A 24,882-nucleotide genomic window follows, 5' to 3' on the forward strand; every position below is an offset into this window, starting at 1 on the left:
AAGAAATAAGATGAAATGGATCAAATTATTATTATTCAATCTTTCTTGTTTAACCGCAGTCTTTTTGTACTGCGGTTTATTATTTTCTCAATTATCTATTTTACCAAGTTACCAACCATACCTAATGAGAATTTTAAACATACCAGCTGCTTCTATGCCGCTAGATATTATGGAAAAGCTCGTTAGGAATCCATTATTTACAACGATCAATTTGATCGTTGTTGTCGGAATTTCACTAGTCATTTATAAAAAAGAGGGGATGAAGGAATGAATTTTAAACACTCGTGGACAAGACGGTTAAAATATGTTTTTCCCATAATGATGATGTTAGGTACATTGTTTGGATTAAAAACAACCAATGTCTTTGCTGAAAAAGTTATTGTTGATCCGTCAAATCCAATCCAGAACGTAAAGAATAATTTTATTATTCCAAAAGATGTACCTAATGCTAACACAACAATCAAAGTCTATGATTCAGGATCTGTTCAGAAAAAGCATTTAGCAGCAAATCAGGGCAGTGCTTGGGGTAATATCAACTATTTAACTGATAATAATGTTGCTCTAAACACGCGTTATCCTTCTTTTCAAAAGAATTATGGACAAACTTCATTAATTATTGATAATGTGACCTCAAAAACTCGAATTGAAGCAGATTACGGAAAAATTGCAACATATAAAGGAGAAAAGGTTAATGTAAAGCTTGTTTTTTCTGATATTAAACTGTTATCTGATGAATTTCCTTTTGCCACTTTAGGTAATCCTTATAAAGCAGCGTTTAATAATGCGAATAGTTCAATTAGTAAAAGTAAAAAAAGACTACTATTCTATATCTCAGATAATCTATATAGTGGGTTTCATTATCATGCTTCACAAATGAACGTACAACTAGTAGTTACACATGATGACGGTTCACCAGTAATATTTGATGGAGATACGTTTATTAGCTTTAATTCTTTAAATCCAATTGCGAAAAATTCAAATAATACTCAAAGAGGGGAATACGCTTACTATCATGGTATGAATAATTCTGATTGGTATGTAACGAAAGATACCGTGTTAACTGAACAGAAATCCTATTACAATAATTTGACTGTAGTTGGCGGAAATAACAAGGCTCCATTTGATAAAGGGCTTTATTGGAATGATCATTATGATGAATTAGGAAGTGAAAAGTTCAATCAAGCGACAGTATCTTTCCGAATAAAAGGATCGAATCCTTTATTTGTTGTAGGTGGAAATTTTGCTACATGGTCAAGTTTATCATCTGCAACTCTTTTTAGTGTTGTTCCTGATCAACCTGAAAAAACAGGGATTGATAAAGATGGAAACAATGTAAATGAAAAGATGTTACAAGTAGGAGACACGATTCAATATCGAATCAAACAGAAGGTGAATCGATTGGGAGTGGACTTACTAGAAGTTTATGATCGATTTGAATTAATTGATAATTTACCAAAAGAGGTAGATTATATCGATGCACATGTAGAATGTGATTCAAATAAAAAGTTCGATATCTCTGGTGAAGTAACTTATGACAAAACAAAACACCAGGTAAAATATGTAGCGAATGCTGATACATTAAAAAATCGAATGAAGTATAGCGGCGAAACTTACGAATTGGTGATCAATGTAAAAGTCAATGAATTGGCCAATCAAAATAGTGTGGCTAAAAATCAGGGAACGTCGATCATTAATAAAGTAGAAAAGGATACAAATATCATTACCGTTTATTTCCCTAAAATTCCAGTGAAAGAAGTGCAACAAGGTGGAAAAGACGTAAACGGACGAAATGACGGTAAGAAGGGTACACCGACAGCTCCTTTAAATGCAGGATCTGAAGTACAATATCTAGTCATACAAAAATGGCACACAAAAGGCGTAGACGCTGCGTCAGATCATTACAAACAATTTAGTATTCAAGATCCGATTGAAGATCGTTTGACGTATAAAGAAGGCTCTGCGCAAGTAATCGATAAGAGTACAGGTAAAGATATTACTTCTGAAGGCACACTAACCTATGATAGCAATTCAAGAACACTGAAGTGGGAAGCTTCCGCTGATTTCTTAAGTAACAATCTTTTAGACGGACGAGAAATCCAACTGATATTTACAGCTAAAACCCCACTACAATCAGAAAAAAATATTGATAACCAAGCCGTAGTAGCAGTAGATAATATTTTTAATAAAACAAACGTTGTGACAATTGGTGTTGATCCTAACTTGCCACAAGTTATTGTTCCTAAAACAGGTTCTACACATTTAGTAACAACTTTAGTGGTCAGCTTACTATTACTTGTGTTAGCTACTTTTAGTTATGTGGTTCTTAAGTTTAATTAAGCAAAAAAACAAGGCTGATTTTCAGCCTTGTTTTTCTATTTGAAAATTGGATTGGCACTAATAAATACGTTGTCTGAAGAAAGTGATCCGTCTGCAGAAACTTCATAAGCATGGGATAAACCAACGATGCTTTGATTGTTGTAAAGCAAGTTTGCGTTATGAGCAGGGCTGTCTTTCCACATAATCATGGCATTCACTGCTCCCGTATCTGAAAGGATATCGTCAACGTAAAGGTAGAAACTATTGATATTTTCTCCTTTACCGCCATAGCAACCTAAACTTTCTAAGAGATCTTGGAAAGTACCACCACCAGGGCGATAATGACTGAAGCTTACTTGTAATTCTTTTGCACGAATGTCTGCAGCTTGTTGAACAATATCATTGAACTGCATTGGGGCAACACCGTTTTGTTGACGGTAGCTATTTAACCAAGCAAGTTCTTTTTGACGCACATAATTGTTTAAATCACTTAATGAGATATTTTTGTATTTGAAAGTGATTGTTCGATTTTGATCAACATTATTAATTATACGTTGTCCATTTTTATCAACGGCAACAGATGAATCGTCATTTCTACACAAGAAGTAGTTTTGATCGGTCATATTTTTCCAAGGAGTTGAGAAATTGTCTCCCTCGTAAACCGTTTGGGTTTCAGTAGATAAAACAGCGTCGGTGTCAACGTTTATATGGTTCACAGTGACTTTGTATTGATGAGTATAGGCAAAATTGATTCCTTGGTTGCTTGTAACGTTGTTTAAAGTCACAGTGTTGCTAGAGCTTTCTCTAGGGTCAAGAACAAAATTAGTGAACGTAGGTGCTTCAATTGTGATGCTTTGTCCATAAACGACGGGATAACTCTTACTATAATTATAGAGTTCTTGGATATTCGGATCAGTATCTGACACTTTATTTGGACGAGCTTTCACTTCAACTAGAAAGACTTCGTCATAGTAAAAAGTAAATGTGGTATTTGTGTTAATCGTTTGTGTTTGTGTTTCATTCCCATTTACTTGGTACTGTGGTGCTTCAAAGTTAGTCAAGTCGGTTCTAGCTTTTGCAGTGTAACTTGTACCAGCTTTTACTGAGACATGTTCTTCTTTTAGCAGCGTTCCAGTTTGTCGATTCATATGACGGACGGTTACCGCATATTCTGAAGGTTTAGGTTTGTGTTGCAACCCTTTAAACGCTGAATCAAGGCTATTTTTAGCGTTGTTAACTTGTGTTTGAGAAGATTTAGAATCGTCTAGTACTTTTCTAGTATTGGATAAAGCAGTCTGAAAATTTTTCCAAGATTCTTCTGTAAAATCTCCTTTAGCAGTTGATTTTACTTGGTTGTACAAGGCTTGTAATTCCGTTTTGTTCACAGTAGGAGCTGGTTTTTTCTTTAATCCCTTGTAAGCAGAATCTAATGTGTTTTTTGCACTATCCACTTGTTTTTGAGTCACTTTTGAGTCATTTAACACTTTGTTAGCATTGTTTAAAGCGGTTTGGAATGCGTTCCAGGTATTGTCGGTATAGTCACCTTTTTTCGTTCCTTTAACGCTCGTATAAAGAGCTTCTAAAGCTGATTTATTCACTTTGGGTTTAGAGGTGTCAGCTCCATACCAACCGATTCCTTCGTATTTCCAACCGTAGTCTTTGGTTAACCATTGTACTTCTTTCCAACTGGCTGTGTAATGGTGTGAACCAGATTTTACACCAGGAAGGAAAAGGCGGTAGATCGGTTTATTATTTTTTTCGGCAGAACGCCATGCAGGCCCTTCATAAGTCCAACCGTAATTTTTGGTCAACCATTGTACTTCTTTCCAACTAGCTGTGTAATGGTGATCACGAAGGCCTTTATTGTATAAGCGATAGACAAGATGGCCACCGCTAGTCGGTGCTTCCCAAGCGGGGCCTTCATAATTACCCCACTTAATCTTTACCAGGTGATCGCGTTCTTTTTTGCTAGAGGTGTAGAAATGTTCATGATTATTAGGATTGTAAAGGCGATACATGACGTTAGTTGATGCAGCGTCAACAGATCCAGCAAGAGCAAGTGTGGCAGCAAATGTTCCAATAGCTATAATAGTTTTTGGGTTTAATAATTTCATGTTTTCAACTCCTAAATTTAATTAAAATTGTTTACATGATCATTATATATCGGTAAACCGATATAGTCAACAAAAAATAAGAAAAGCCTCGTTAAAATGTGGCTTTTCTTATTTTATTCCTTACTCGATGTAGTAGTATCAATGGTTTTTTCAGCTAATTTATTTAATTTCGCAGCATTTAAGAATCTCATATTATCTATACTAGAGCGCTTATTGGCGAGGTCACTGACGGTAGTTAAAGGTACGCCAGATTCTATGGATATAGAACGAACTGATTTACCACTATCAAACAGCAACCATTCGATTTTCTTTTTATCAGCGTACATTTCAATGCTCCCTCTTGATTTTTTCTCTATTATATCTCTTTTTTGTAATAAATCACAATATTAAGAGAAAAAGTTTCTATTAGAAAGGTGGAAAATTATGAGTATCCGTTCCCCGTGTGCAAAAATGTGGTTTGTTGCTACTTTCGTTATTTGATATACTAAAAATAAACGACGCAAGAAGGAATAAAATGAAAAAAAAACAACTATGGTTTGTCTCTATGTTTGCAATATTTTTTATTATTTTAAGTGGATGTTCAAGTAATAAGAAATCTGAAGCTAAAGAAGATAATAGTTTATTGCAACCAGGAACTGTTTGGAAAGAAGAAGTAGGTGGTCTTATTCATAATTTAAAAATTATAGATAATACTACCTGGGAATATTCTGAAAGTGTATGGCATCCAGATCCTGTACAAATAACAGTTAAGAGGCAAAAGGATTATGAAGGTTTAGAAAGATACAAAATAGTAGATTCTGCAGGTATTAGGGAATTTATAAATAAGCCTGATTCTTTATTTATTGTTGTTCCCTATGAGAAGGATGGCGTAAAAAAAATAATTTTTCTTGGATCTAGCAAGGATGAGAAGCGAACGAAAGAGAAATTGATTCATGATGGATCAGAGTTAAATAAATACAAATTACAAAAGACTAGCGAGTGATGGCTAGTCTTTTTATTTACTCTAAAGGAGGAATTATAGTGGCTAAAGCGAAAACGCCATTTGAAAAAGCCGCGTCTAAAATCTTAGAACGTCGTGGTGTTTCTGAAGCACAGTGGAAACAAGAAGTACTTGAAAAAGCACAATTTGACCTATTAAGAGGAAAAGATAAGGACTTGGAAGGATATATCTATCAACGTGAACGCGAAAAACTTGTTTTCGATGAAATTATTAAACATTAAAAGGAGCGAACAATCTTATGTTTGAATCAATTACAATGTACTTTTTAACTCAACCGAAAGTAGTAGCTGCGGTTGATATTTTTAGAGCATTACAAGGTGCAGCTACTAGCTTAAAAAACAATCTGATGATTTTTGCGGCTGTAGCTGCCGTTGCCTCCATTGTTCTTGGGGGTATTTTCTTCTTCTTTGGCCGAAGAGGAGCTGAAAACGGGAAGATGCACGTCGGTTATGTATTGATGGGGGTAGGAGTTATTTTAGCTGCTGCTTCTATCGTGTTCTCAATGTTCTCAATGTTTGGACAAATGCCACAAGGACTGTAAAAAACAAATCGAAGGAGTAAAAAGTACAATCCTACTTTTTACTCCTTTTTTATGAAAGGAGAATATTCATGTATTTTACTATTTTAGGCAATACCAAAAAAGATAAAGAGTTAATAAAAAAAGCAACGAAAGAAGTAGGAAAGCGGACTTCTTTTTTACCAAAAACAATGAAATATTCGGTCATTGAAACGGAAGAACAACTACATGCGTTAGGTAAAGTACTGGAACAAGAGAGTCAATCTTCTGTTAAGTTGACTCTCACATTACATGACACAGAAGGAAAAATAGAGAAAGCTGGTACAGAATACGTTTTTGGCCCGCTGGATTATCAAATTTCAGAAGGTTTCTATCCTACATTGATGGATTTGATCCGCCTTGATGTGTTTAAGGAAACGGATGAAACCATGAGTGTGGAAGAGTCTTATCGAAACGAAAAACTTCTACAAGTTTTAGAAGAAGAGCTAGAGAACGACCAAAGAAAAGTGAGTCAAGTGAGTGAAGTCGAAGTAAACGAAGAAGTACCATGGGAACGACCAATTTTTCCAAAGAAGGAATCAAAAGAAAAAGAGCCAGTGAATGTTGCCGAACAAGCTGATATTCCGACTCAGAAATCGATATTTGAGGAAGAGAACGAGGTAATGGATCAATTGGATGGCGATCCCTTTGAAGAAACAACGGAAGAGACGATCGAAGTAGAGATTGATCCAGTCGAAGCGAATGAAGAGCCAACATGGACTGAAGGGGATTCTCAGGAATATATTGAACCACTTATCAGTGAAGAAGTAGAGAAAAACGAAACAGAGATACAAAAGGCAACTGTATTAGATTATATTTTGGATCAATATCCGCCAGAGTATGAATGGATGAAAGAAAAAAATAAATTATTTTTAAATGAGCTTTATTCGAAATATCAATTACCCCAAACCTATCAAGCATTTTTAGAGAGTAAAGAAGAATTAATCTCACAGGGGAAAGGTACACTTTTAGAACAGTTAGAGTCTGTTCAATCAACCAATTGGCATGAGATTGCACAAGAAGATTTATTAGCTACTTTTGAAGAACGCCAACAGGAAACAGACCAAGAAATAAATGAGTATGCGACGGAACAGTCGTCGAATTGGGAGAGAGCAAAAGAGGAACTAAATAAAGAAGAACAGCGAATGATTGAAGAAGAAGTACAAAGAATCAAAGAGCGGTACGAAAAGAAACGCGACAATGCGTATTCCTTGTGTGTAGAAAAAATCAACAATTTTACTCAGACGAATCAAGAAGCGTTATCGAAAGAAAAAGATAACTTGTTAAAAGAACGTATAAGAGAACGGAAAGAAGAATTCTACCGAGGTTTGCGTACCGATAAGCTAAAGATTAGTAAAGAATTAAATGAGCAACTGAATAAGCTATATCAAACAACAACTGAAGTTCTTATGGAAAAACACGAGCAGATCCAGCAAGAATTACAAGTACAAATTCCAAAATGGAAAAAAGAGTATGCCATTCAACAACAAGAATTAAAAGAACAAGAAGAAAAACAACGACAAAAAGAAAAAGAGCGCGAACAATTAGAAATAAAAAAACGGGAACAGGATCTTGCGGAACAACAAATGGCGATAGAAAAACAACGGTTAGAGCAAGAAAAGGAAAAAGAAGCAGCTGCTCGTAAGGAACGTCAAGAACAAATGGATACATTGCGACAAGCACAGTTAAATTATCTAGCACAACCTCAACCAACGCCTTCAGTAGCTGCTGTTCAAATGCCAGTGAACAACCAAGCAAATTTAACTCCTTCACCACAGCGTTCCTTTAACGGATGGATGGTGGGATGTATTGCAAGTTTAAGCTTGCTTCTAGGTGGAGGAACAGTATTTGCTTTTAATCATATCAATCAATCTTCACAGGCAGATTCTGTAGCCACAACGGCGTCAATCAAGGAAGAAGCCCAGGAACAAGCAAGAAAAGAGTATGAACAACAATTAGAAGAATTATTGAATCGTACCAATCAGTCAACAGCAGAGTCAAGTATGGAAAATAGCAAAGAGAATGATTCTAGTAAGGCTAAAGAAGGATCAAGCGATTCAACTGTACAATCAAACACTTCCGAAAGTTCAGAATCAAATGAGGTGAAATAATGCGTGTGAGAGAAACAACGAAACGAAAAAACAAACCTTTTAATCTAGAAAAAAAGAAATATCTATCACATTTTTATCGCTATGCACCAGCAGGTGAAAGATTACCAGGTAAACATGATAAGCGAGTCAAACAAAAACTAATGTATAGTGGCTTAGTCTATCTCCCTTTAGATTATTTAGTGACAAGAATACCTGAAGCTTTCAGTCGATTTGAAATCATTCAAGGAAGCTTACAAGGAATGAATCTTTTTCAGTTACAGGAAATGCCGCAGATTTTTCATTTTGATTCAGCTGGTTTTTGGAATCCTTTGACCCCAACAACAAGTTTAGGTACACGATTAGTTGTTTCCACCATTTGCGTTGTTCCAGCTGTACTTATGGGCTTGAAAATGGATATGTGGTTTCGTCCGTTAGCCGATGGACAAAAAGGAGATAATCGGTTAATGACGCTAAAAGAAATCCAACAGATCTATCCTCAGATACCGGATACGAAAGGTTCTTTTCCTGGATATGGTGGCATTCCTATCACTCACTATAAAAAGTATTGGTATATCCAAACGGATACCGTCAATACCTGTATTATTGGTACTTCTCGATCAGGGAAAGGGCAGATTGAAGTATTAGCGACTATTGATAATTTATCTCGTGCAGAAAAACAAAGTTCATTGGTCGTCAATGATCCTAAAAATGAGTTGTATGTAGCCAGCAAAGATGAGTTAGAAGCCAGAGGCTATGATGTTTATGCTTATAATTTGACTGAACCGTTACAGTCTATGAGTGATAATCCTTTGGCTTTAATTGTGAAATATTGGCAACGAGGAGACGTAGATACTGCGACACAGCTAGCAAATACATTTACAAATACGATTTATTATGACGCGAATGCTTCTGATAATAAATATTTCAACGAAAATGCACAAAAAGCTGTCAATGCGCTTATTTTTGCGTTGTTAGAACAAGCGGATCAAACAGGTGATTACTCCAAATTAACACCCAATAATCTCGTTGAACTACTTTCAGAAATTGGCGGTTTTAATTATTATCCAGATCCTGAGAATGAATTCAAGCAGCTCAATGCCTTAGATGAGTTCATGAATCAGTTGCCACCTGGAAATTTAGCGAAAAAACAATATGGGGCAACGAAAATTGGCTCTGATAAAGCAAAAGGGAATATTTTATCGACGGCAATCACAGGATTGAACCCATTTACCTTAACGAAAATTGCGAAAATGACTTCTCAATCAACCATCGAATATAAATCGGTTGGGTTTCCCAAATATTTAGATTTGAAATTACACGAAAGTCTATTAAATCAACGAATTAGTATAGAGTTCTATCATGAGGACAAAAAATTTCATGAAGAACGTGTCAAAGTAGGCTATAAAGGATTTTGTGAAATTAATTTTGACTGTCATTTAGAACAAGGGGATCAAGTTTGCTTAAAATATGATCACAAAGGAAAAGAATATGTGGCTTGGTATGAGTTCTCTCAAAAAGTATTGAAAGATGAAAAGGGAAAAATCGTCTATCGAAAAAAACGAGGAGAAACCCATTTGCCAGAATGGGAAAAAGAAGCGGTTCTCAAACTGGATGAAAGTAAAAGTAACTTACTAGTAGAGTCTATTCGGATGCACTATACCGATAAACCGATGGCGATCTTTATGTTGACGCCAGATTTTGATCCATCTAACCATATCATTGTTAGCATTTTTCTTAGTCAGCTATATAAAGAATTATCTACACAGTGTGTTAAGACCAAAGGTGATAAATGTCACCGTAGAATTCATTTTATTTTAGATGAATTTGGAAATATGCCACCGATGGACAACATGGAAGGAATCATGACGGTTACGGCAGGTCGTAATATGTTATGGGATCTGTTTATTCAATCATATAAACAACTACGTGCGAAATATGGTGAAGATAATGCAGATATCATCAAAGAAAATTGTCAAACACATATTTATATTATGTCTTCAAATACAGATACGATTGAAGAATTTTCTCAAAACGTCGGTAACAAAACAGTGGAACAAGAAAATAGTACGATCAATGCTTTGGGAATGAACACACATATCAATCGTAATGTTGATTCAGATCGTATTTTGCCTCCCGAACGAATTAGGAGTCTTTTAAAAGGAGAGACCATTGTTCTTGCACCGTTAAAGCGTGAAGATCTTAAAGGAAACAAGATAAGACCCTATCCTATTTTTAATTCTGAAAAAACAAATAGTCCTTATGCTTATCAGTATCTTGAAGATTTCGATACCTTAGGACGAACTATTCATGATATCGATATTTATTGTACTCACGCAGATCTCGATTTAAAGGCATTACAGATTGATTATGATTATTTCTTACCAGATGAAGATGCTAGAGATCTCTATCATGGACTGCATGAACAATTGGAAGAAAAAATCGAAGATAATATGTTTTATAAAATCGTTCAATCTCTTGAAAATGAGACGGCCAAAAAATTGTTAATTCAATTTTACGAAGAACAAGCAACGGATCGTCTTCAAGAATATGTTGAAAAGTTGATCAAGAATCAAGAAATTTCAGAAATGATTGGGAAACGGTTGTTATTAGAAGCTGATAAGGCGGTGAAAGAATGATCATTGGAGGAATTTTTTCTGGCATAGCCGACTGGTGGTCAGGCTTATTTGGAGAAGGGGATGCAAGTCCAAAAGCTGTAACGAAAGTCTTACAAGATTATAGTAATTATCTGCAGTATCAAGATGTGTTCAGTTGGATTTGTAATACTTTTTTATGGGGGTTGATCAAAGGGTTATATAATCTCAATACTTTACTAGAAAAAACCATTTATCAAAGCTTTGATTTAAAAGACTTATTGAACGCTGCTGGTGTGAATGAACTGTTTCAAAGTTTGATTAGTAAGGTATTAGCTCTTTTTTGTGTTGTCACATTAATTTATTTAGGTTTGAAATTTTTTATGAGTAAACATCCACCAAAAATCAAAAATATCTTGGTGAATTTAGTCATGGCCATGATTTTGATTTTTGGTGGTAGTTCTTTAATCGATGAAGGGCTAAATATCAGTAAAAGTTTTTACGGAGACGTCACTGCAGCAAATAAAGCAGATAAAACGGGTTCACCTGCTTTTCAAATTATTCAAAATAATGTGATCGATGTCAGTACATTACTAGCGACTGACCCGAATAAAGTAGAATCCTTACCAACAGACAAAAGAAATGCCTTGACTGCTAAAAATTTTAAAACAGCGAATATCAATGGGATTATTACTCCTGAACAAGCTAAAGGCATGGCAGGTAATGATAAAAGTGGGTTATCAGATATACAAAAGGATCGGTTAAAGGCATTACAATATCGATTGGAACTGGATGATAATGGAAAAGAAATACCTGTGCAAATCAGTGATGAAGGCTTAGCAAAATATGTCTATACTTCAGGGTATCGCCGATACATTAGTAGTCCAGGGATTATTTTAGCTGGTGAATCTTCTTTGGCGGTGGCCTATTTATTTATCCTATTTACGATCGTTACTTGCATTATTGAGCTGGTATTTAAAAAATTCTATTTAGTGATTGCCGCGTCAACGGACTTTGAGACAGGCCAACGGATGAAAAGTGCGATAGAAGATATTTCTCAATCCTTCTTGTTATTGGCATTTACAATTTTAGAATTACGAATCTATACATTAATGCTTTCAGGTATCGGTGATTTGCATGCAGCAGGAAAGATCAACGGATTTTTGTATGTTGTTGCTTTAATTGTGTTAACCATTGCGTTATTCAAAGGCTCTCAATCGGTTACGAAGATTTTCGGCGTTGATACAAGCCTGAAAAACGGCAGCAATTCTCTTCTTAGCATGTTTGCCTTAGGAAATATTGCGAAAAATGTGGGTAGCGGAGCTAAAAACCTTGCAAGTGCTGGTAAGAGTGGTTTAAGCAATTTAAATGATATTCGTAAAAATGGATTTGGCAATCGAAAAGATGTTACCCCTGATAACGGGGAAGAACAATCAGACGATAAAGCTACAACTGTACCTAATAGTAAGAAAACAGTTTCCGAAATGTTCGGGAAAGCGAAAAATGGTGTTTCTAAAGACGCAGAAGGTCTTGGTTACGTCAATGAACGTGGGTTAAAAGGAACAGCTGAAGATCTTACAGAAAAAGCCAAAGACACCTTAGAAGAGAAATTAGATGGCACGAGAGCCAAAGAATTGGCTGAAGCTGTGAAGAATCCGTCCGAAGCACTAGAAAAACAAAAAGAAAAAGCTTCAGAAGTCAAAGAAGGACTAAAAGATGCGTATGGTGAAGGACAAGTCAGTGCAGCAGTAAAAGCTAATACAACAAGTGAAAAAGAAAATCAAGAAGGTGCAGCGATTCCTTCAGCCAAAGATCACCAAGATGAGTTACATTCTAACGAAAATTCGATCGGAGAAAAAGATTCAGAAGAAGGACAACATGGTCAGTTACCAAAAACCGATCCAGAACAATATCGTTATAAATCTAACATTAATTCTGAAAACGAAAAACGCATTTCAGATTTACCAAAACGAAATCAAGAAGTACAAACGGATGATGATTCCATCGATCTGCCAAATGATAATGGAGTCGAAGTTGGAACTGAAAAATCAACGAAAATTGGTTTACCTAAGGCACAAAATTTATCAATGAAAGATAGTCGTTTGAATCAATTCAAAGAGAATGATCAAAGCTTTGTTCACCAATCACCTGCAGGTACTGTTCAAATGAAACCAAGTCGTTTGCCTGAAAATGGAAATCTGACAACTGTTTCTTACAATTTAGCTGAAAGTGGTGAGACAGGGAATGCGTCCGTTCAAAATATTGTGACAAGAGAAGCTGCACCAGAACCTATTCAAAAAGTTCACACAGGTTACAAGCCAGCAAATGTGGCATTTACTACACCAACAAAAATAAATGTAACAAGAGAAACTAAAAACAGGAACAATGAATTGAAAGAACAGTTATTGAAGGATATCAAACCATAAAAGGCCTACGAGTTAGGCCTTTTTTCTATGTATGAAAAGGAGAAATCATTTATGGATAAATATATAAATATGAAAAATCCTCCAAGATTTAGTGGGGAATGGAAGTTTTTCGCCTTTTTCTTTTTAGATCTATTAACGCTGGGTGGTTGCTTTTTTTGGGCGAAAATAGTCAATAATCTTGTCCACTTACCACTCTTTTTTGCACTCTTGAATTATGGTTTATGGATTGCGATAGCTTTAGTGATTGTTTGGCGCCCCTATAATAATCCTGGTCAACGACAAATTTTTGCGATTATCGAGTCTATTTTTTTTACGGACAAGAACCATTATCATGCTTTAGATCCTAACCGAAATTATCATGGTACGTATAAGGAGGATGAATAAATGCGAGTCAAAGGTCAAAATTCAGTTGACAGAAAATCCATTTTGCAGTTTGGAAAACCAGAAGATCGCTCTATCTTGGACTTATTTCCTTATAAATCGTGTACAGAAGAGGGAGTCTTAATTACTAAAGAAGATCATTTTCAACGTTATTATCGTATAGTTTCAACAGATGTGGAAGGATTAAATGAACAAGAGAAACTGGAACGAATGAATCAGTTGACCACCGTCATGCGTACGTATGTGCCAACGATTAAGTTAGTTAGTTTGACCACAGAGACGGATCTAACGGAACAAATCGTGCAAAAGCGGCAGTTATTAGATAAAAATCGTATGGAACAATCCTTAGGAAGAAATCTACAGCGATTAAGAAAATATGAAAAGAAATTAGTAGAGGAAATCCAGGAATTGAAACGAGCAGAACAAGAACGTCCTGATTTAAGCTTCTTTTTCATCATTGAAGGAAAGACAATCAAGGAGTTACAAACCAGAAACCGTCAATTAATGCGATCTAGTGGCATTTTAGGGTTAAAACCACTCTACAAAAAAGAATTGATCAAGATTCTTTATCGAATGAACAATATGAATGATGAGTAGAAATGGAGAAGAGAGAATGAAATATCCGTTGATATGGTTAGAAAAAGATGTTCCGAAGGAAGAGCCCACTAGAAAATTTCCTCACACGTTAAGCTTGGGTAAGTTGGGAAAAGGGCAATCTTTTAACCAAGTAAAGAATCAAACAAGAAGAGGTGACTGTACATGTTAGAAGCGATTAAAACAGCTTTTTCACCACAAAATGATCAAAAAGTACTTGATCCATTAAAGCAACTAGGAAATCGGGAAATAGAAATTTTAAAATCCAAAGGGTATGATTTAGATTTTTTAAAACAAGTGATGCCACAAGGTGGATTAAATTTCGATGAAGAGTATGTGACCTATGGAAATGGTTATTCACGGTGTGTGACAGTTTATCACTACACAAAAAATCCAACGCTTTTTTGGTTGGCCAATCTCATGAACAATCCTCATACAGTGGCCACACTAGATGTTAGCACAGATGAAAAGCAAAAAGTGATTGATCAAATCAATCGTGCCTTAGATGAATTAAATGATCGATCAGATAACGAACGAAAAGCGACTGACCGAAATAAAAGCGCAGAAGAATACCTGGAACTAGCGGAATATGCCCGAAAATTGACTTCTAATGGGGAAATTTCTAAACAAGTCAAAGTGAGAGTACATGTTTACGGAAACACGATTCAAGAAGTAGATGAACGAGCGCAGGAACTGATTGAAAATCTCAAAGGGATGGATTATCGTGCGGTGACCTATCTGCATAAAACCAAACGAGATTGGCAATCGATGTTTACCATGTTCGATGAACAAGCTGAATGGTTCGGAAATATCAAAGGGCAATCACTACCATCGCTAAACATTGGCGGAGGTTTCCCGTTCCACCACCAAACGCTAAAAGATCCAGGAGGTACACAATATGGGGAAACCATGACAGGCGGCCCATTTGTCTGGAATGCGACGTATAAAAATAGTGTACGGTTGTCTACTAATACCTTGCTTCTAGGAATGATGGGAGCTGGTAAATCGACCGTTCTTAAAATGATCGCGGAAGCCCATTTAGCTGCAGGTGACTTTATTTGGGGCTTTGAAAAGGGAAAAGACTTTATTCCTTTCTTAAAGGAATATAACGGCATTATGGTGCGTTTAGACGGATCTGACGGGATGATCAATCCTTTAGAGATATTTGCCACACGGACGTATGATGAAGCATCCAGTTTATATGACGATGGATCAGTCAAAGATTTGAAAATCAATGAAGCAGCGTCCTATCAAACGCACTTAGACAAAGTGGTCTATCAGGTACAGTTAGTGAGTCCTCAGCTAAAAGGAACGATGAAAGCAGAATTTAAGACCTATTTAAATCGTTTTTATGAAGAGTACGGAACAGTACCACGCGGCTTTACTTCCTCAAACTCGCGTTCAAATACTGAGACGCAAGTAACAGGGAAAGATCCAGAAGCTTATCCGACGTTCAAAGAATTTTTAGACTTTTTAGGACAACTGGAATTACCAGGTGCTTCTCAAGAGAAAAAGAATCGAAAAGAAGAAATGGAATCCATCGTAGAATCCTTATGTGAGACGTATGGCATGATTTTTGATGGTCATAGTACGATTCGACACCTTGACCAACAACAGTTGGTCTTTTTTGACATTGACTCTATTACAGGTTTAGATCGTGGGGTACAACAATGTCAAATGTACATGGCTATGACGTTGATTTGGAATCAGGCATTGATTCAAGGCCGAAGACAACGACGCTTGATTAAAGAAAAACAAATGGAAGAACAGGACTTCAAACGCTTCTTGGCGATGATTGATGAGTGCCATAACGCGATCAATCCAGATTTTATTGAAACAGTAAATTATGTCACAAACTTCCAACGAGAAATGCGTAAAGTAGAAGCAATGACTGTTTTAGCGACACAATCCCCACAAGAAATGGTACCAGAAAATATGTCTTCTGATAACTTCTCGAAACTGAAGAAAGTCTTTGAATTCTCTTCTACGAAGATTTTCATGCGTATGGACGAATCTATTTTACATCATATAGAGGGATTAGTTGGTAAATCAATGACGAACTCAGAACTAGAATCCATTCCTCAACAAAATCAAGGAGACGCTGTGATCAATTTTGGCTCAAAAGAAACCATTCGTGTTCATTTTAGTCCGAACAAACGTCAATTAAAATTGTTTGATGGAGGAAAATAATGGAAAACCAAAACGAAAGTTTAATCAAGCAGTATGTTAAGCGTCGTGCAAAGCGGCGCTTATTTTTGTGGTTGTTTGGTACTTCTGCAGGTTTGATTACTATTTTGATCACTGTGTTTGTGACCCTATTTCTAATACTTGCCGCGGGTTCTATTGATAATTCTGATTCAAGTAGTGGTGGCGAAGCTTTTACAGGAGAATATTCGGAAGGATTACCCATTTATAAAGAAATCAAAGGAAGAGGACAATTTTCAGATGAAATCGCACAATACGCTGTAGGTGCAGCCGTGAAATATAAATTATTACCAAGTGTAATTCTTTCGCAATACGGTTATGAATCAGCGTTTGGTACATCGGCATCCGCAAGAAATGATCTCAATTATTTTGGGATTACGTGGTTCGATGGCTGTTTATTTCCAAAAGGAACTGCACGAGGAATTGGTGGTATTGAAGGTGGTTGGTACATGAAGTTTCCTAACTCTAAAGCAGCCTTCTCATATTACGGTTTTATGGTAGCCACACAATCAAATTTCAATGCTTGTGTAGGAAATAAAAGCCCTGGCGCAAGCTTGTTGATCTTAGGACGAGGTGGTTATGCCGCTGCAGGAATTACTGAAGATAGTGCGTATTATAAAAATTGTATGTCTATTATTAATAAAAATAAATTAACAGAATATGATGAATTTGCGATCAAACATTGGGGTGAAGGTGGTAATAATAACGGAACAATAACTGGTGAGTGGACGAGCCCATTCCCTGGCAGCAGTTTAGATAAAAATTCCTTTAGCGGTGGGCAATTGTTTGGAACGAATCCAGGAGGTGAGTTCCGACCAAATGGTTTCCATGATGGATTAGATTTTGGTTCAGTCGATCATCCAGGAAGTGAAATTCACGCGGTGCATGGAGGAAAAGTCGTGTACGTTGGCAATCCTGGTATTTCAGGTTTAGGGGCATGTGTGATTGTGATTAATTACGACGGTTTGAATATGGTGTATCAAGAATTTGCGAATAGTACAGGAAATTCTCGTGTGAAGGTTGGTGATCAAGTGAAAGTTGGTCAAGTAATCGGGATACGAGATACCGCACACTTGCATTTAGGATTTACGCGAATGGATTGGCGTCAAGCACAAGGGCACGCATTCATTGATGATGGTACATGGATCGATCCATTACCATTTTTAAACAGCAGTAAAAAATAATTTAGGAGAAAAAATATGGAAAATAAAACCTTAAAAATCGTCTTAACAAGTGTAATTAGCATTAGTTTAATCGGTAATATCGCGTTGTTTTGGCAGCTGAAAGAGGAACAAGCGACAAATACCTATAAAATTGAAGAAGTGGCTAAAAACGCGTCTGAGAAGCTCAAAAAAAATTCCTCTGAGGCACAGGCGAAGATCGACAAGTTAAATCAAACCATCAATGAGAAAAACCAAGAAATCGATCAGCTGAAGCAACAAGATGGCACAAAAGCAAAAGAGGAAGTCACTGAAGCACAAAGAAAGACGGCAGAAGAGTTCGGTCAATTGGCCATTGATAAATCATTAAGCAGAAATGAATTAACGGAAAAACTAAAAAATGTCGCAACCCAGGAAGTGATCGATAAATTAAGTCCTGCAGCCGATAATCACCAACATGATGATTACGGAAGTTACTCCTTTACATTAGGTGACGTGCAAACTTACGCTCAAACAAGCAGTGAAAAAGAGCAACAAAACTTTGTGGTATTTGTTGATTATACAATCGGCAATCCTCAATTCAAAGATGTCAAACCGCAAAAAATAAAAGGTGGATTAACTGTCACTGAAAAACAAGTCGATGGGCAATGGAAAGTCACAGACTTTAGTTATTTCACTCGTTAGGAGGAAGAAAATGAGTAAGAAAAAAGGAGCAAGACAACGTTTCAAAAAACGGAAAAGTTATCTTAAATGGCTGGGAATCTTTATGATTCTCGGCTTTTTGATTATTGCTAGTCCGATTTATACGCACAAGAAGGTAGACATACCAGATGAGGTAAGCACGAACGCATTTTTAAACACGAAAGAACTGACAATGGTATCGAAAGAAAAAGGAGCGAACCAGCAATTAGTTTTTGAATTTGCGATCGATGATGAAGATCAAAGCTTGTTAAAAGAACTGGCTAATCTTAATTATCAGGTAGAAGTAAAGACAGCAAAAGGCGATTATCAAGCAATAAAAGTAAAAGTAATAAAGGTGTCTGATGATTATTTTGTAGTGAAGTTAACGCATGTACCAGAAGAATATATCGCTATGCGTTTAACCATTATTCCTGAGAAAATTGATCCAAAAGTAGATATGCAGGAACCGCAAAATCTGATTTATTATGTTCACGAAGATAAGGTCAAAGATCGAGTGAAAGATGAGGATTATGAACAACATGCGATCAATTACAAAGTGAAAGGATACAAGAAAGAACAACAAGCAGCAAAAAAACAAATTGAATCCTTCCAAGCAACCATTGATTTAAATGAAGAATTAGTGAAGAAATTAAAAGATCAATTGCCTTATCAAATCGCAGAGGATCAGGAAAATACTGAAAACAAGATTAATGGTTATCAGCAAGAAATTGAAACATCGAAAACGCAAATGAAAGATCAAGAAGAGATCATTCAAAAACTTCAAGAAAAAATTGATCGTATGACAAAAGAAAATATTTAGTAAAACAGGTGGAGTGAAAGAAATGAAGCGAGTGAATTTGGTCGGAAAAGATACTTTCGCTGAGCAGAAAGTGTTGATTAAAGCCTATCTAAAAGTTGTAAAAGCTAAAGACATTTGTCAAGAAGTGAATTTATCTAACACAACAATATCTGAGTTGAAGAATGGTAGAAAGAGTTTAGACACATTAAAATTCAGATCATTTGAAACTCTATATTTAGCTGCAAAAAAATATTTTACAGCTGACAGTAAATAAAAACAGGAGGATTTTATGTGAAAAAAGTATATCAAAAATGTTTATGGATCAGCTATATCACCGTAGGTATAGCTGTTTTTTTCTTTAGTCTCGCTGTGATTGTCGTTCCAATTTTCTTTTGGTTTATCAATAAAGATTTATCATTTTTGTTTATGAGTTTCCTATCGTGCATTGTGTTGATGATTTCATGTTTAAAGATCCGCAAATTTATGCCGTCACATTGGCAAGAAATGAAGAAGGAATTTAAAGAAGAAATTGAAATACAATCCAATGACTGGATGGAACACACTTGGTTTTCATTGAAATCGAATATCAAGCGAAAAGAATTTTGGACATTACAATTATGGCCATTTGGAAAAATTTGTAGTTATGTTGCTCGTCTTGTTTTCGATTTAGCTATTTACTTGTTTGGGATATTTGGAACAACCTATTACCTGATAAGAGATCCAAATTGGATTTCGCCGTCAGATATTTTTACAGTGCTAATGACATCGATTGTTATAGTATTCGCGTTTATTTTAAGTCACTTACTTCTACAAATTATCAAACAAAAATTAACAATGAGCAAACTTTTTAAAAGTTTATTTGACTTCATTGTTTTAGGAAGTATTCTAACGGCTCTAATAGAATGTATAGATCACTCAGGAAGAACGATAGAGGGATTGAAGGACTTTCTGACAACGTTCATTCAATTTATTAATGAATATATGTATTTATTTGTGCTTGGTTGTGTTCTTGCATTAATCGGGTATGTTTCTACAAAATTCATTAAACGTTCAATTGAAAAAGAAATAGATATTGATTTGATACCAACACTTTTTGGTTATGAGTACTATGTTGACTATGGGAAGTATGACGGGTTGCTTCATACGAATACTGTTCACACGAGTATTCAAGAATTTACGAATAAGGAAATCAAAGACTCTATTCAAGGAGAGCAAAAAAGGAAGTTTATTGACCGAAGAAAAGAGGTCTACAATTTTTATGAAGTCGAAGCGTTCCTACGGTATAGTATCGGAAAAGTGTGGCTAGATGGAAGTCATATTCTACAAAACAAACCATACATTGGATGGAAAAGTGATGCTTTAGAAGTAAGTAAAAAGCTTTCTATGAAAGAAGATGAGATTCAATGAATTCGATCAATTTAAAACATTTATTTGAAGATATCAGTCATCATTTTCAACACTATTCAATTGAGGATAACGAAGAATTGATGCGATTATTCCAATTAAAAGAAAAATACGATTATTTGACATTTATTTGTCTTGAAGGAAGAATTATTGATCCCAAAGAGTCAAAGATCATTTCCCATTTACGGAGATTCAAGAACTATATCAATAAAAATAAAGAAACTATTTCAGCAATAAAATTTGATGGAACAACAAACTTAGAATATTTAGTACGAGTCGAATATCAAAAAAATCACCGACTGATAATAGATGATGAAGGAGAATTAATTAATGGTGGTGAAGAATATGATTGTCTGAAATTTATTCAGTTAAAATTTGAAAGTATTGGGCGTTCTATTTATTTTCAGTCACAGCCATTTTATATCCGATATAATGATTCTCAACATTTGTTTTTACAGGATGAATCAAATGGATTTACCATTTTAGAGCAAAGAAAGACGAAACAAATTGCATTATCTTACGAGAGTTCCCTCACATTCATGGATTGTTCCTGTGAATCAATATTAAAAAAAATCAATCCGTTTATTAAAGAAATGATGGGAGAAAAAGATTCATTGCCTTTCACTTGGGCTGAAATTATAAAAGCAAAAAATAAATATGAGTTATTGTGTAATAAGTATCCAACAAAAAGATTTACTAAAAAAGTAAATAAATATCCTTTACGTTATACGTATGCGTTGATGAAGATAAGAACAAGGGTAACAAGCAAAGAAGAACAGCCGTGAATTTATAAAAGTATTATTAATCAGTTATGTTCAAACGTGCATTTTACCAAGTTTTGCAACAATTATTTTATCTGATTTAATCGACATGAGTTTTTCTTTAAATAAGAAACTCGAATTCAATTTTAAAACAGAACGCGGATTATCAAGACAACATAATCAAATTGTTGAAGAATATAATTTGAAGCAAGTTAGAAGATTAAAAACATTCAAATTAAAACAACATGGTAAATATAGGTTGCTTGTTAAACATTTACAAAGTCATCCTCACTTTAAATTGATTAAAACAAATAAAGAACTCTTTCTGGAAGGATCAACTATGCACCATTGTGTGTATAGCTATTTAGAAAAAATACAAAGAGGTGGTTCAACTATTTGGAAGTATGAACGACGGAAGCATCGTTATACAGTTGAAATAGAGAAAAGAAAATATGGAAATTATGAAGTGGTCCAATGCTATGGGAAATACGATTCATTACCAGATGAACAAGAACTTCAGGTAATCAGAAAAATTGTAGCAGCTATTCCTTACAAATGATTTAACAGCAAGTTTTTCTTATTTTTTAAAGAGCATAAGGAAACGTGATATCACTTTCTTACGAAAGGTGCTAGGTAGGCTGTGCCTACCACGTTTCTAAGGGAAAAATCTGATATCAAAAATTGAGTTTCATGGATAGTCTATGGATAGCAAAAAACCATATTATGGATAGCTTATGGATACCATCCATAGACTATCCATAATGTAAAAAGGAGAATCATATGGATATCATTATCAGAGATATTAATACCAAGTACATTAATGAAATTGATAAACGTTGTGAAGAGTTAAGGACAAAAACAGACTCAAAATGGAGCAGAAATGACTACTTAAAATTATTGATTGAAAACGACTTTGAGCGTCCTTTAATGGACTACAAGAAAGATCAATTTGATCGTTTATTGGAAAAATTTACAGATGTTCAGCTGCATAATACAAAAGTTTTGGAAGCATACACGAACGAGGTCAAGAACTTAATTGAAATATTAATCACACATTAGGAAGGAGATAATGTTCTATGGTTAAAGCGATAGAAAAGCATATTACATTTTATGAAGCGCACGATGAAGTTTTAAAACATATTATGGAAACTCAACCTACGGTAAAAAATTATTCTGAAGCCATTCGATTTTTATGTATGAATTACGATCCAGAAATTGAAAAAAATAATAATATGACGAACGCAAAGTTGAATGCAATGGGAAAGGAAATTTCTATTTTAACCGAAATGGTTTCAGAGTTTGCGGATCTTCATTTGAAAGATACAGGAATACTAATTGGTACAAATTCAACTGTCTATCAAGAAGCAAAAGAGCGTGTGGAAGGGAAAATAAAAGCGAATCAAACGAAAAAGTATTCTCCTAAGATCAAGAAACCAATAAATGAATCTGTTCATGCCAGAGTAGACCCGTTTGATCCAACAAAGTTTTTAAAAAGATAAAAAGTAGAAGGGGAACATGATGAATAAATCGCCTGCAGTCATTCTCACTTGTCAATTTACCTTGCCCAATAAAAAATCTTTTTCAACATACATTGATTATATGACAAGAGAAAAATCGCTGGAAGAAATGGAACGACGTACGCCTGAAGAAGAACAGGAACTGCAACGAATCAAGAATGCTTTAGAGGATTTTTATATTCCTGAAGGAGAAACTTTTTCGGAGAGTAAGAAGGATAAAGAATTCAGTGAAACGGCGAATGAAGCGCAATCGTTGATGGGAAATGGAATCAACTTTGACAAGTTAGAGGAACAAAATTTTACCAAATATCTTTCTTATATGACCCGTCACTATGCGTTAGAACAAAAGAAAGAACTGACGCAAAGTGAACAAAAAGAATACCAACGCTTGAACCAAGCAATAAAAAAATATCAAACAGAGCCACACAAAAAAGCTTCAGGAAACCTTCCTGGAGTTTTTTCTATGGCTTCAGACGAAGTGAAAGGAAGTGATCTGAAGGAGATTAAGCAAATCTTCCAAAGAGGACAACAAAAAGGCTCAATCATTTATCAAGATGTTGTCTCTCATGATAATTCGTATCTTGAAAAAATAGGATTGTACGATCCCAAAACAGATACTTTAGATGAAGAAGGATTAAAAGCAGCTGGAAGAAAAATGATGGAGACATTATTCGAGAAAGAGCAACTGAACGAAACAGGCTACTGGATGGCAACGATTCACCGTAATACCAAACATATCCATATTCATTTTGCTGTTGTTGAAAAAGAAAATACGCGTAAACCTTACACGGAGGTTGAAAATGGTGTGAGTTATATCGTACCGAAAGGTAAGAGAAGACAAGCAACATTAGACGCAATGAAGACCAATTATGTACATGAGTTAGAACGTTTTTCTTATGAAAAGGATCGAATGATTGGTATGGAGAAACGAAATTTATTGACGCGGAAAAGTGATTTGCGTAACACCTTAACAAAAGTGGTAAAAGAGCCAGCGCGTTACGATCGACACGCAATGAACTTATTAAATGAAGTATATAAAACCCTACCTGACAAACGTTCGGAATGGAATTACGGGGATGAAAAACGAACCAAACTTTCACCATACACAAGAGAGAAACTCGATGAGTTAACCAAATATGTGTTAACAAAAGAACCTGAATACCAAGAATATATACAGATTTCAAAAGCATTGAAAGAAGAAGCAAAAAGTCTTTATGGGGAAAGCAAGAGAGAATCAAAGGATGCAGAAAAAAACGCTCTCTTTGATTTAAAAAAGCGCACAGGAAATGCCATTCTAACAGAACTGAAGAAACAGGATAGTCAAATAAAACCTTTAATAGAAAGTATGGATCAGATGCAATCTATTTACAATGAACGATCCTTTCGAACACTTAAACAGTTGCCAACGAATGAATACAAATATAGTTACGAAGAGTTCATGAAGCGCAGGAAACAATTCCAACAAAGAGTTGTCACGCAACGGAGTTTGCGTCAATTAAATCGAACGATTAATGCCCATGAAGAAAAGTACCACGCAAGTAAAGCCTACGAAGAGCAACAACGAAGAATTCAAATGGAACAAGAAAGACAGTAAAGACAGTAGGAGGAATAGCAATGAAACAATATTTAGATCAATGGAAAGTTATAGAAGGATCATTAAGAGAAGAACGAATCGAACAACTTCCCGATTGTTTAGAAAAAGAGCATTTGTTTCAGATAAGAGAAATGTTGAGAAACGAACAGTTTGATCCAAATCAATTTTTAGTCGTTGAGTACCCAGCTACTGGTGTGTACTGTTGTAATCATGTGAAGGGTGAAAAATATTTTATCATTCAAGAATATGAGGGCAAGTTAGCGCCTTATTATATTACTTGGGAAATGAATGAAGAGGAGATCAATAACTTCCCGTGTAAAAGCATTGAAGAGTCTATTTCACTCACAGAATGTTAGTTGTTAAGTGAATAAAAGAAGTAAAAGAGTCCTGAACGTAATTGTCCAGGACTCTTTTTTTCAATGAATTGTTTTCCGCCAATTCAATGAGTGGTGCGATTTGCGACTACATTATATCAAAAGAAAGAGAAGGGAGGAAGAAGAAATGGCTTATTCAACGATTGGAGTTGTTGTTGAAAAAAGCAGAGACAATCTCGTTTTTGTGATAGAAATTCAAACAGGCAGAGCTTTTGTCGTCACAGACAAAGCGGCAAAAGCGTATCAAAGTGGCGATATTTTAACGTTAAATCTGACTACGAAGACGTTCGTCGATGCGGCAGAAGATTATCCATTTGTT

Annotated in this window: 25 protein-coding genes; 23 read left to right on the forward strand and 2 right to left on the reverse strand. The window is 35.3% G+C overall.

Translation table 11 applies throughout. The features are described 5' to 3' along the window. The first annotated feature begins 10 nt into the window (after positions 1-10). Positions 11-271 (forward strand): hypothetical protein, encoded by a 261-nt coding sequence (locus tag AB3I12_RS12940; protein WP_063627739.1) that lies wholly within the window; start codon positions 11-13, stop codon positions 269-271. After that, a complete protein-coding gene (locus tag AB3I12_RS12945) occupies positions 268-2,337 on the forward strand; it encodes an isopeptide-forming domain-containing fimbrial protein (protein WP_063627738.1) in 2,070 nt (689 codons plus the stop codon). The genes AB3I12_RS12940 and AB3I12_RS12945 overlap by 4 nt, the downstream gene beginning before the upstream one ends. 35 nt (positions 2,338-2,372) lie before the next feature. Here the strand turns inward: AB3I12_RS12945 and AB3I12_RS12950 are convergent, their stop codons facing one another. Beyond that, positions 2,373-4,430, reverse strand: coding sequence for a CAP domain-containing protein (locus AB3I12_RS12950; protein WP_063627737.1), 2,058 nt, complete (start codon positions 4,428-4,430; stop codon positions 2,373-2,375). 113 nt (positions 4,431-4,543) lie between these two features. Then, positions 4,544-4,756, reverse strand: a complete 213-nt coding sequence (locus AB3I12_RS12955) for a hypothetical protein (protein ID WP_063627769.1) — start codon at positions 4,754-4,756, stop codon at positions 4,544-4,546. A 188-nt stretch (positions 4,757-4,944) separates the two neighbouring features. Between AB3I12_RS12955 and AB3I12_RS12960 the strand changes: the two genes are divergently transcribed. The 21 genes from AB3I12_RS12960 to AB3I12_RS13060 form a co-directional block, all read left to right on the forward strand. Beyond that, positions 4,945-5,412, forward strand: a complete 468-nt coding sequence (locus tag AB3I12_RS12960; protein WP_063627768.1) for a hypothetical protein — start codon at positions 4,945-4,947, stop codon at positions 5,410-5,412. Further along, on the forward strand, positions 5,409-5,651 hold the full coding sequence (locus AB3I12_RS12965) for a DUF5415 family protein (protein ID WP_063627767.1): 243 nt from the start codon (positions 5,409-5,411) through the stop codon (positions 5,649-5,651). Before AB3I12_RS12960 ends, AB3I12_RS12965 begins: the two co-directional genes overlap by 4 nt. A gap of 17 nt (positions 5,652-5,668) precedes the next feature. Next, entirely contained in the window at positions 5,669-5,971 is a 303-nt protein-coding gene (locus AB3I12_RS12970) for a hypothetical protein (protein ID WP_063627766.1), read from the forward strand. A gap of 68 nt (positions 5,972-6,039) precedes the next feature. Then, a complete protein-coding gene (locus AB3I12_RS12975) occupies positions 6,040-8,097 on the forward strand; it encodes a hypothetical protein (RefSeq protein WP_063627765.1) in 2,058 nt (685 codons plus the stop codon). Next, positions 8,097-10,712, forward strand: coding sequence for a VirD4-like conjugal transfer protein, CD1115 family (locus AB3I12_RS12980; RefSeq protein WP_063627764.1), 2,616 nt, complete (start codon positions 8,097-8,099; stop codon positions 10,710-10,712). Before AB3I12_RS12975 ends, AB3I12_RS12980 begins: the two co-directional genes overlap by 1 nt. Beyond that, complete coding sequence (locus tag AB3I12_RS12985) at positions 10,709-13,093, forward strand: pLS20_p028 family conjugation system transmembrane protein (RefSeq protein WP_063627763.1); 2,385 nt, start codon at positions 10,709-10,711, stop codon at positions 13,091-13,093. The genes AB3I12_RS12980 and AB3I12_RS12985 overlap by 4 nt, the downstream gene beginning before the upstream one ends. A 51-nt stretch (positions 13,094-13,144) precedes the next feature. Then, complete coding sequence (locus tag AB3I12_RS12990; protein ID WP_002295656.1) at positions 13,145-13,477, forward strand: hypothetical protein; 333 nt, start codon at positions 13,145-13,147, stop codon at positions 13,475-13,477. Continuing rightward, positions 13,478-14,071 carry a hypothetical protein gene (locus AB3I12_RS12995; protein WP_063627762.1) on the forward strand — a complete coding sequence of 198 codons (594 nt, stop codon included), beginning with the start codon at positions 13,478-13,480 and terminating at the stop codon, positions 14,069-14,071. It abuts the gene before it with no gap. Positions 14,072-14,233: 162 nt separating this feature from the next. Continuing rightward, complete coding sequence (locus tag AB3I12_RS13000; protein WP_063627761.1) at positions 14,234-16,258, forward strand: VirB4 family type IV secretion system protein; 2,025 nt, start codon at positions 14,234-14,236, stop codon at positions 16,256-16,258. Continuing rightward, on the forward strand, positions 16,258-17,457 hold the full coding sequence (locus AB3I12_RS13005) for a glucosaminidase domain-containing protein (protein WP_063627760.1): 1,200 nt from the start codon (positions 16,258-16,260) through the stop codon (positions 17,455-17,457). The genes AB3I12_RS13000 and AB3I12_RS13005 overlap by 1 nt, the downstream gene beginning before the upstream one ends. Before the next feature lie 15 nt (positions 17,458-17,472). Beyond that, positions 17,473-18,117: a hypothetical protein gene (locus AB3I12_RS13010; RefSeq protein WP_063627759.1), complete on the forward strand. Its 645-nt coding sequence runs from the start codon at positions 17,473-17,475 to the stop codon at positions 18,115-18,117. Positions 18,118-18,127: 10 nt separating this feature from the next. Beyond that, positions 18,128-18,934: a hypothetical protein gene (locus AB3I12_RS13015; protein WP_063627758.1), complete on the forward strand. Its 807-nt coding sequence runs from the start codon at positions 18,128-18,130 to the stop codon at positions 18,932-18,934. Between the two features lie 22 nt (positions 18,935-18,956). Next, positions 18,957-19,187: a hypothetical protein gene (locus AB3I12_RS13020; RefSeq protein ID WP_063627757.1), complete on the forward strand. Its 231-nt coding sequence runs from the start codon at positions 18,957-18,959 to the stop codon at positions 19,185-19,187. Between the two features lie 17 nt (positions 19,188-19,204). Next, on the forward strand, positions 19,205-20,320 hold the full coding sequence (locus AB3I12_RS13025) for a hypothetical protein (RefSeq protein WP_063627756.1): 1,116 nt from the start codon (positions 19,205-19,207) through the stop codon (positions 20,318-20,320). After that, positions 20,317-21,102, forward strand: coding sequence for a hypothetical protein (locus AB3I12_RS13030; RefSeq protein WP_231105557.1), 786 nt, complete (start codon positions 20,317-20,319; stop codon positions 21,100-21,102). The genes AB3I12_RS13025 and AB3I12_RS13030 overlap by 4 nt, the downstream gene beginning before the upstream one ends. 85 nt (positions 21,103-21,187) lie before the next feature. Beyond that, positions 21,188-21,637 (forward strand): PcfJ domain-containing protein, encoded by a 450-nt coding sequence (locus AB3I12_RS13035; protein WP_231105556.1) that lies wholly within the window; start codon positions 21,188-21,190, stop codon positions 21,635-21,637. A 221-nt stretch (positions 21,638-21,858) separates the two neighbouring features. Then, positions 21,859-22,137, forward strand: coding sequence for a hypothetical protein (locus AB3I12_RS13040; RefSeq protein ID WP_002332780.1), 279 nt, complete (start codon positions 21,859-21,861; stop codon positions 22,135-22,137). A gap of 17 nt (positions 22,138-22,154) precedes the next feature. Further along, on the forward strand, positions 22,155-22,577 hold the full coding sequence (locus AB3I12_RS13045) for a hypothetical protein (protein ID WP_002332779.1): 423 nt from the start codon (positions 22,155-22,157) through the stop codon (positions 22,575-22,577). Between the two features lie 19 nt (positions 22,578-22,596). Further along, positions 22,597-24,189, forward strand: a complete 1,593-nt coding sequence (gene mobP2, locus AB3I12_RS13050; RefSeq protein WP_063627755.1) for a MobP2 family relaxase — start codon at positions 22,597-22,599, stop codon at positions 24,187-24,189. Between the two features lie 20 nt (positions 24,190-24,209). Next, positions 24,210-24,545, forward strand: coding sequence for a hypothetical protein (locus tag AB3I12_RS13055; protein WP_063627754.1), 336 nt, complete (start codon positions 24,210-24,212; stop codon positions 24,543-24,545). Between the two features lie 145 nt (positions 24,546-24,690). Further along, the coding region (locus AB3I12_RS13060) for a hypothetical protein (protein WP_063627753.1) at positions 24,691-24,882 on the forward strand (192 nt) is incomplete at its 3' end.

It is taken from the genome of Enterococcus sp. C65 (assembly GCF_040887165.1).
GTDB classification, from domain to species: domain Bacteria; phylum Bacillota; class Bacilli; order Lactobacillales; family Enterococcaceae; genus Enterococcus_B; species Enterococcus_B hirae.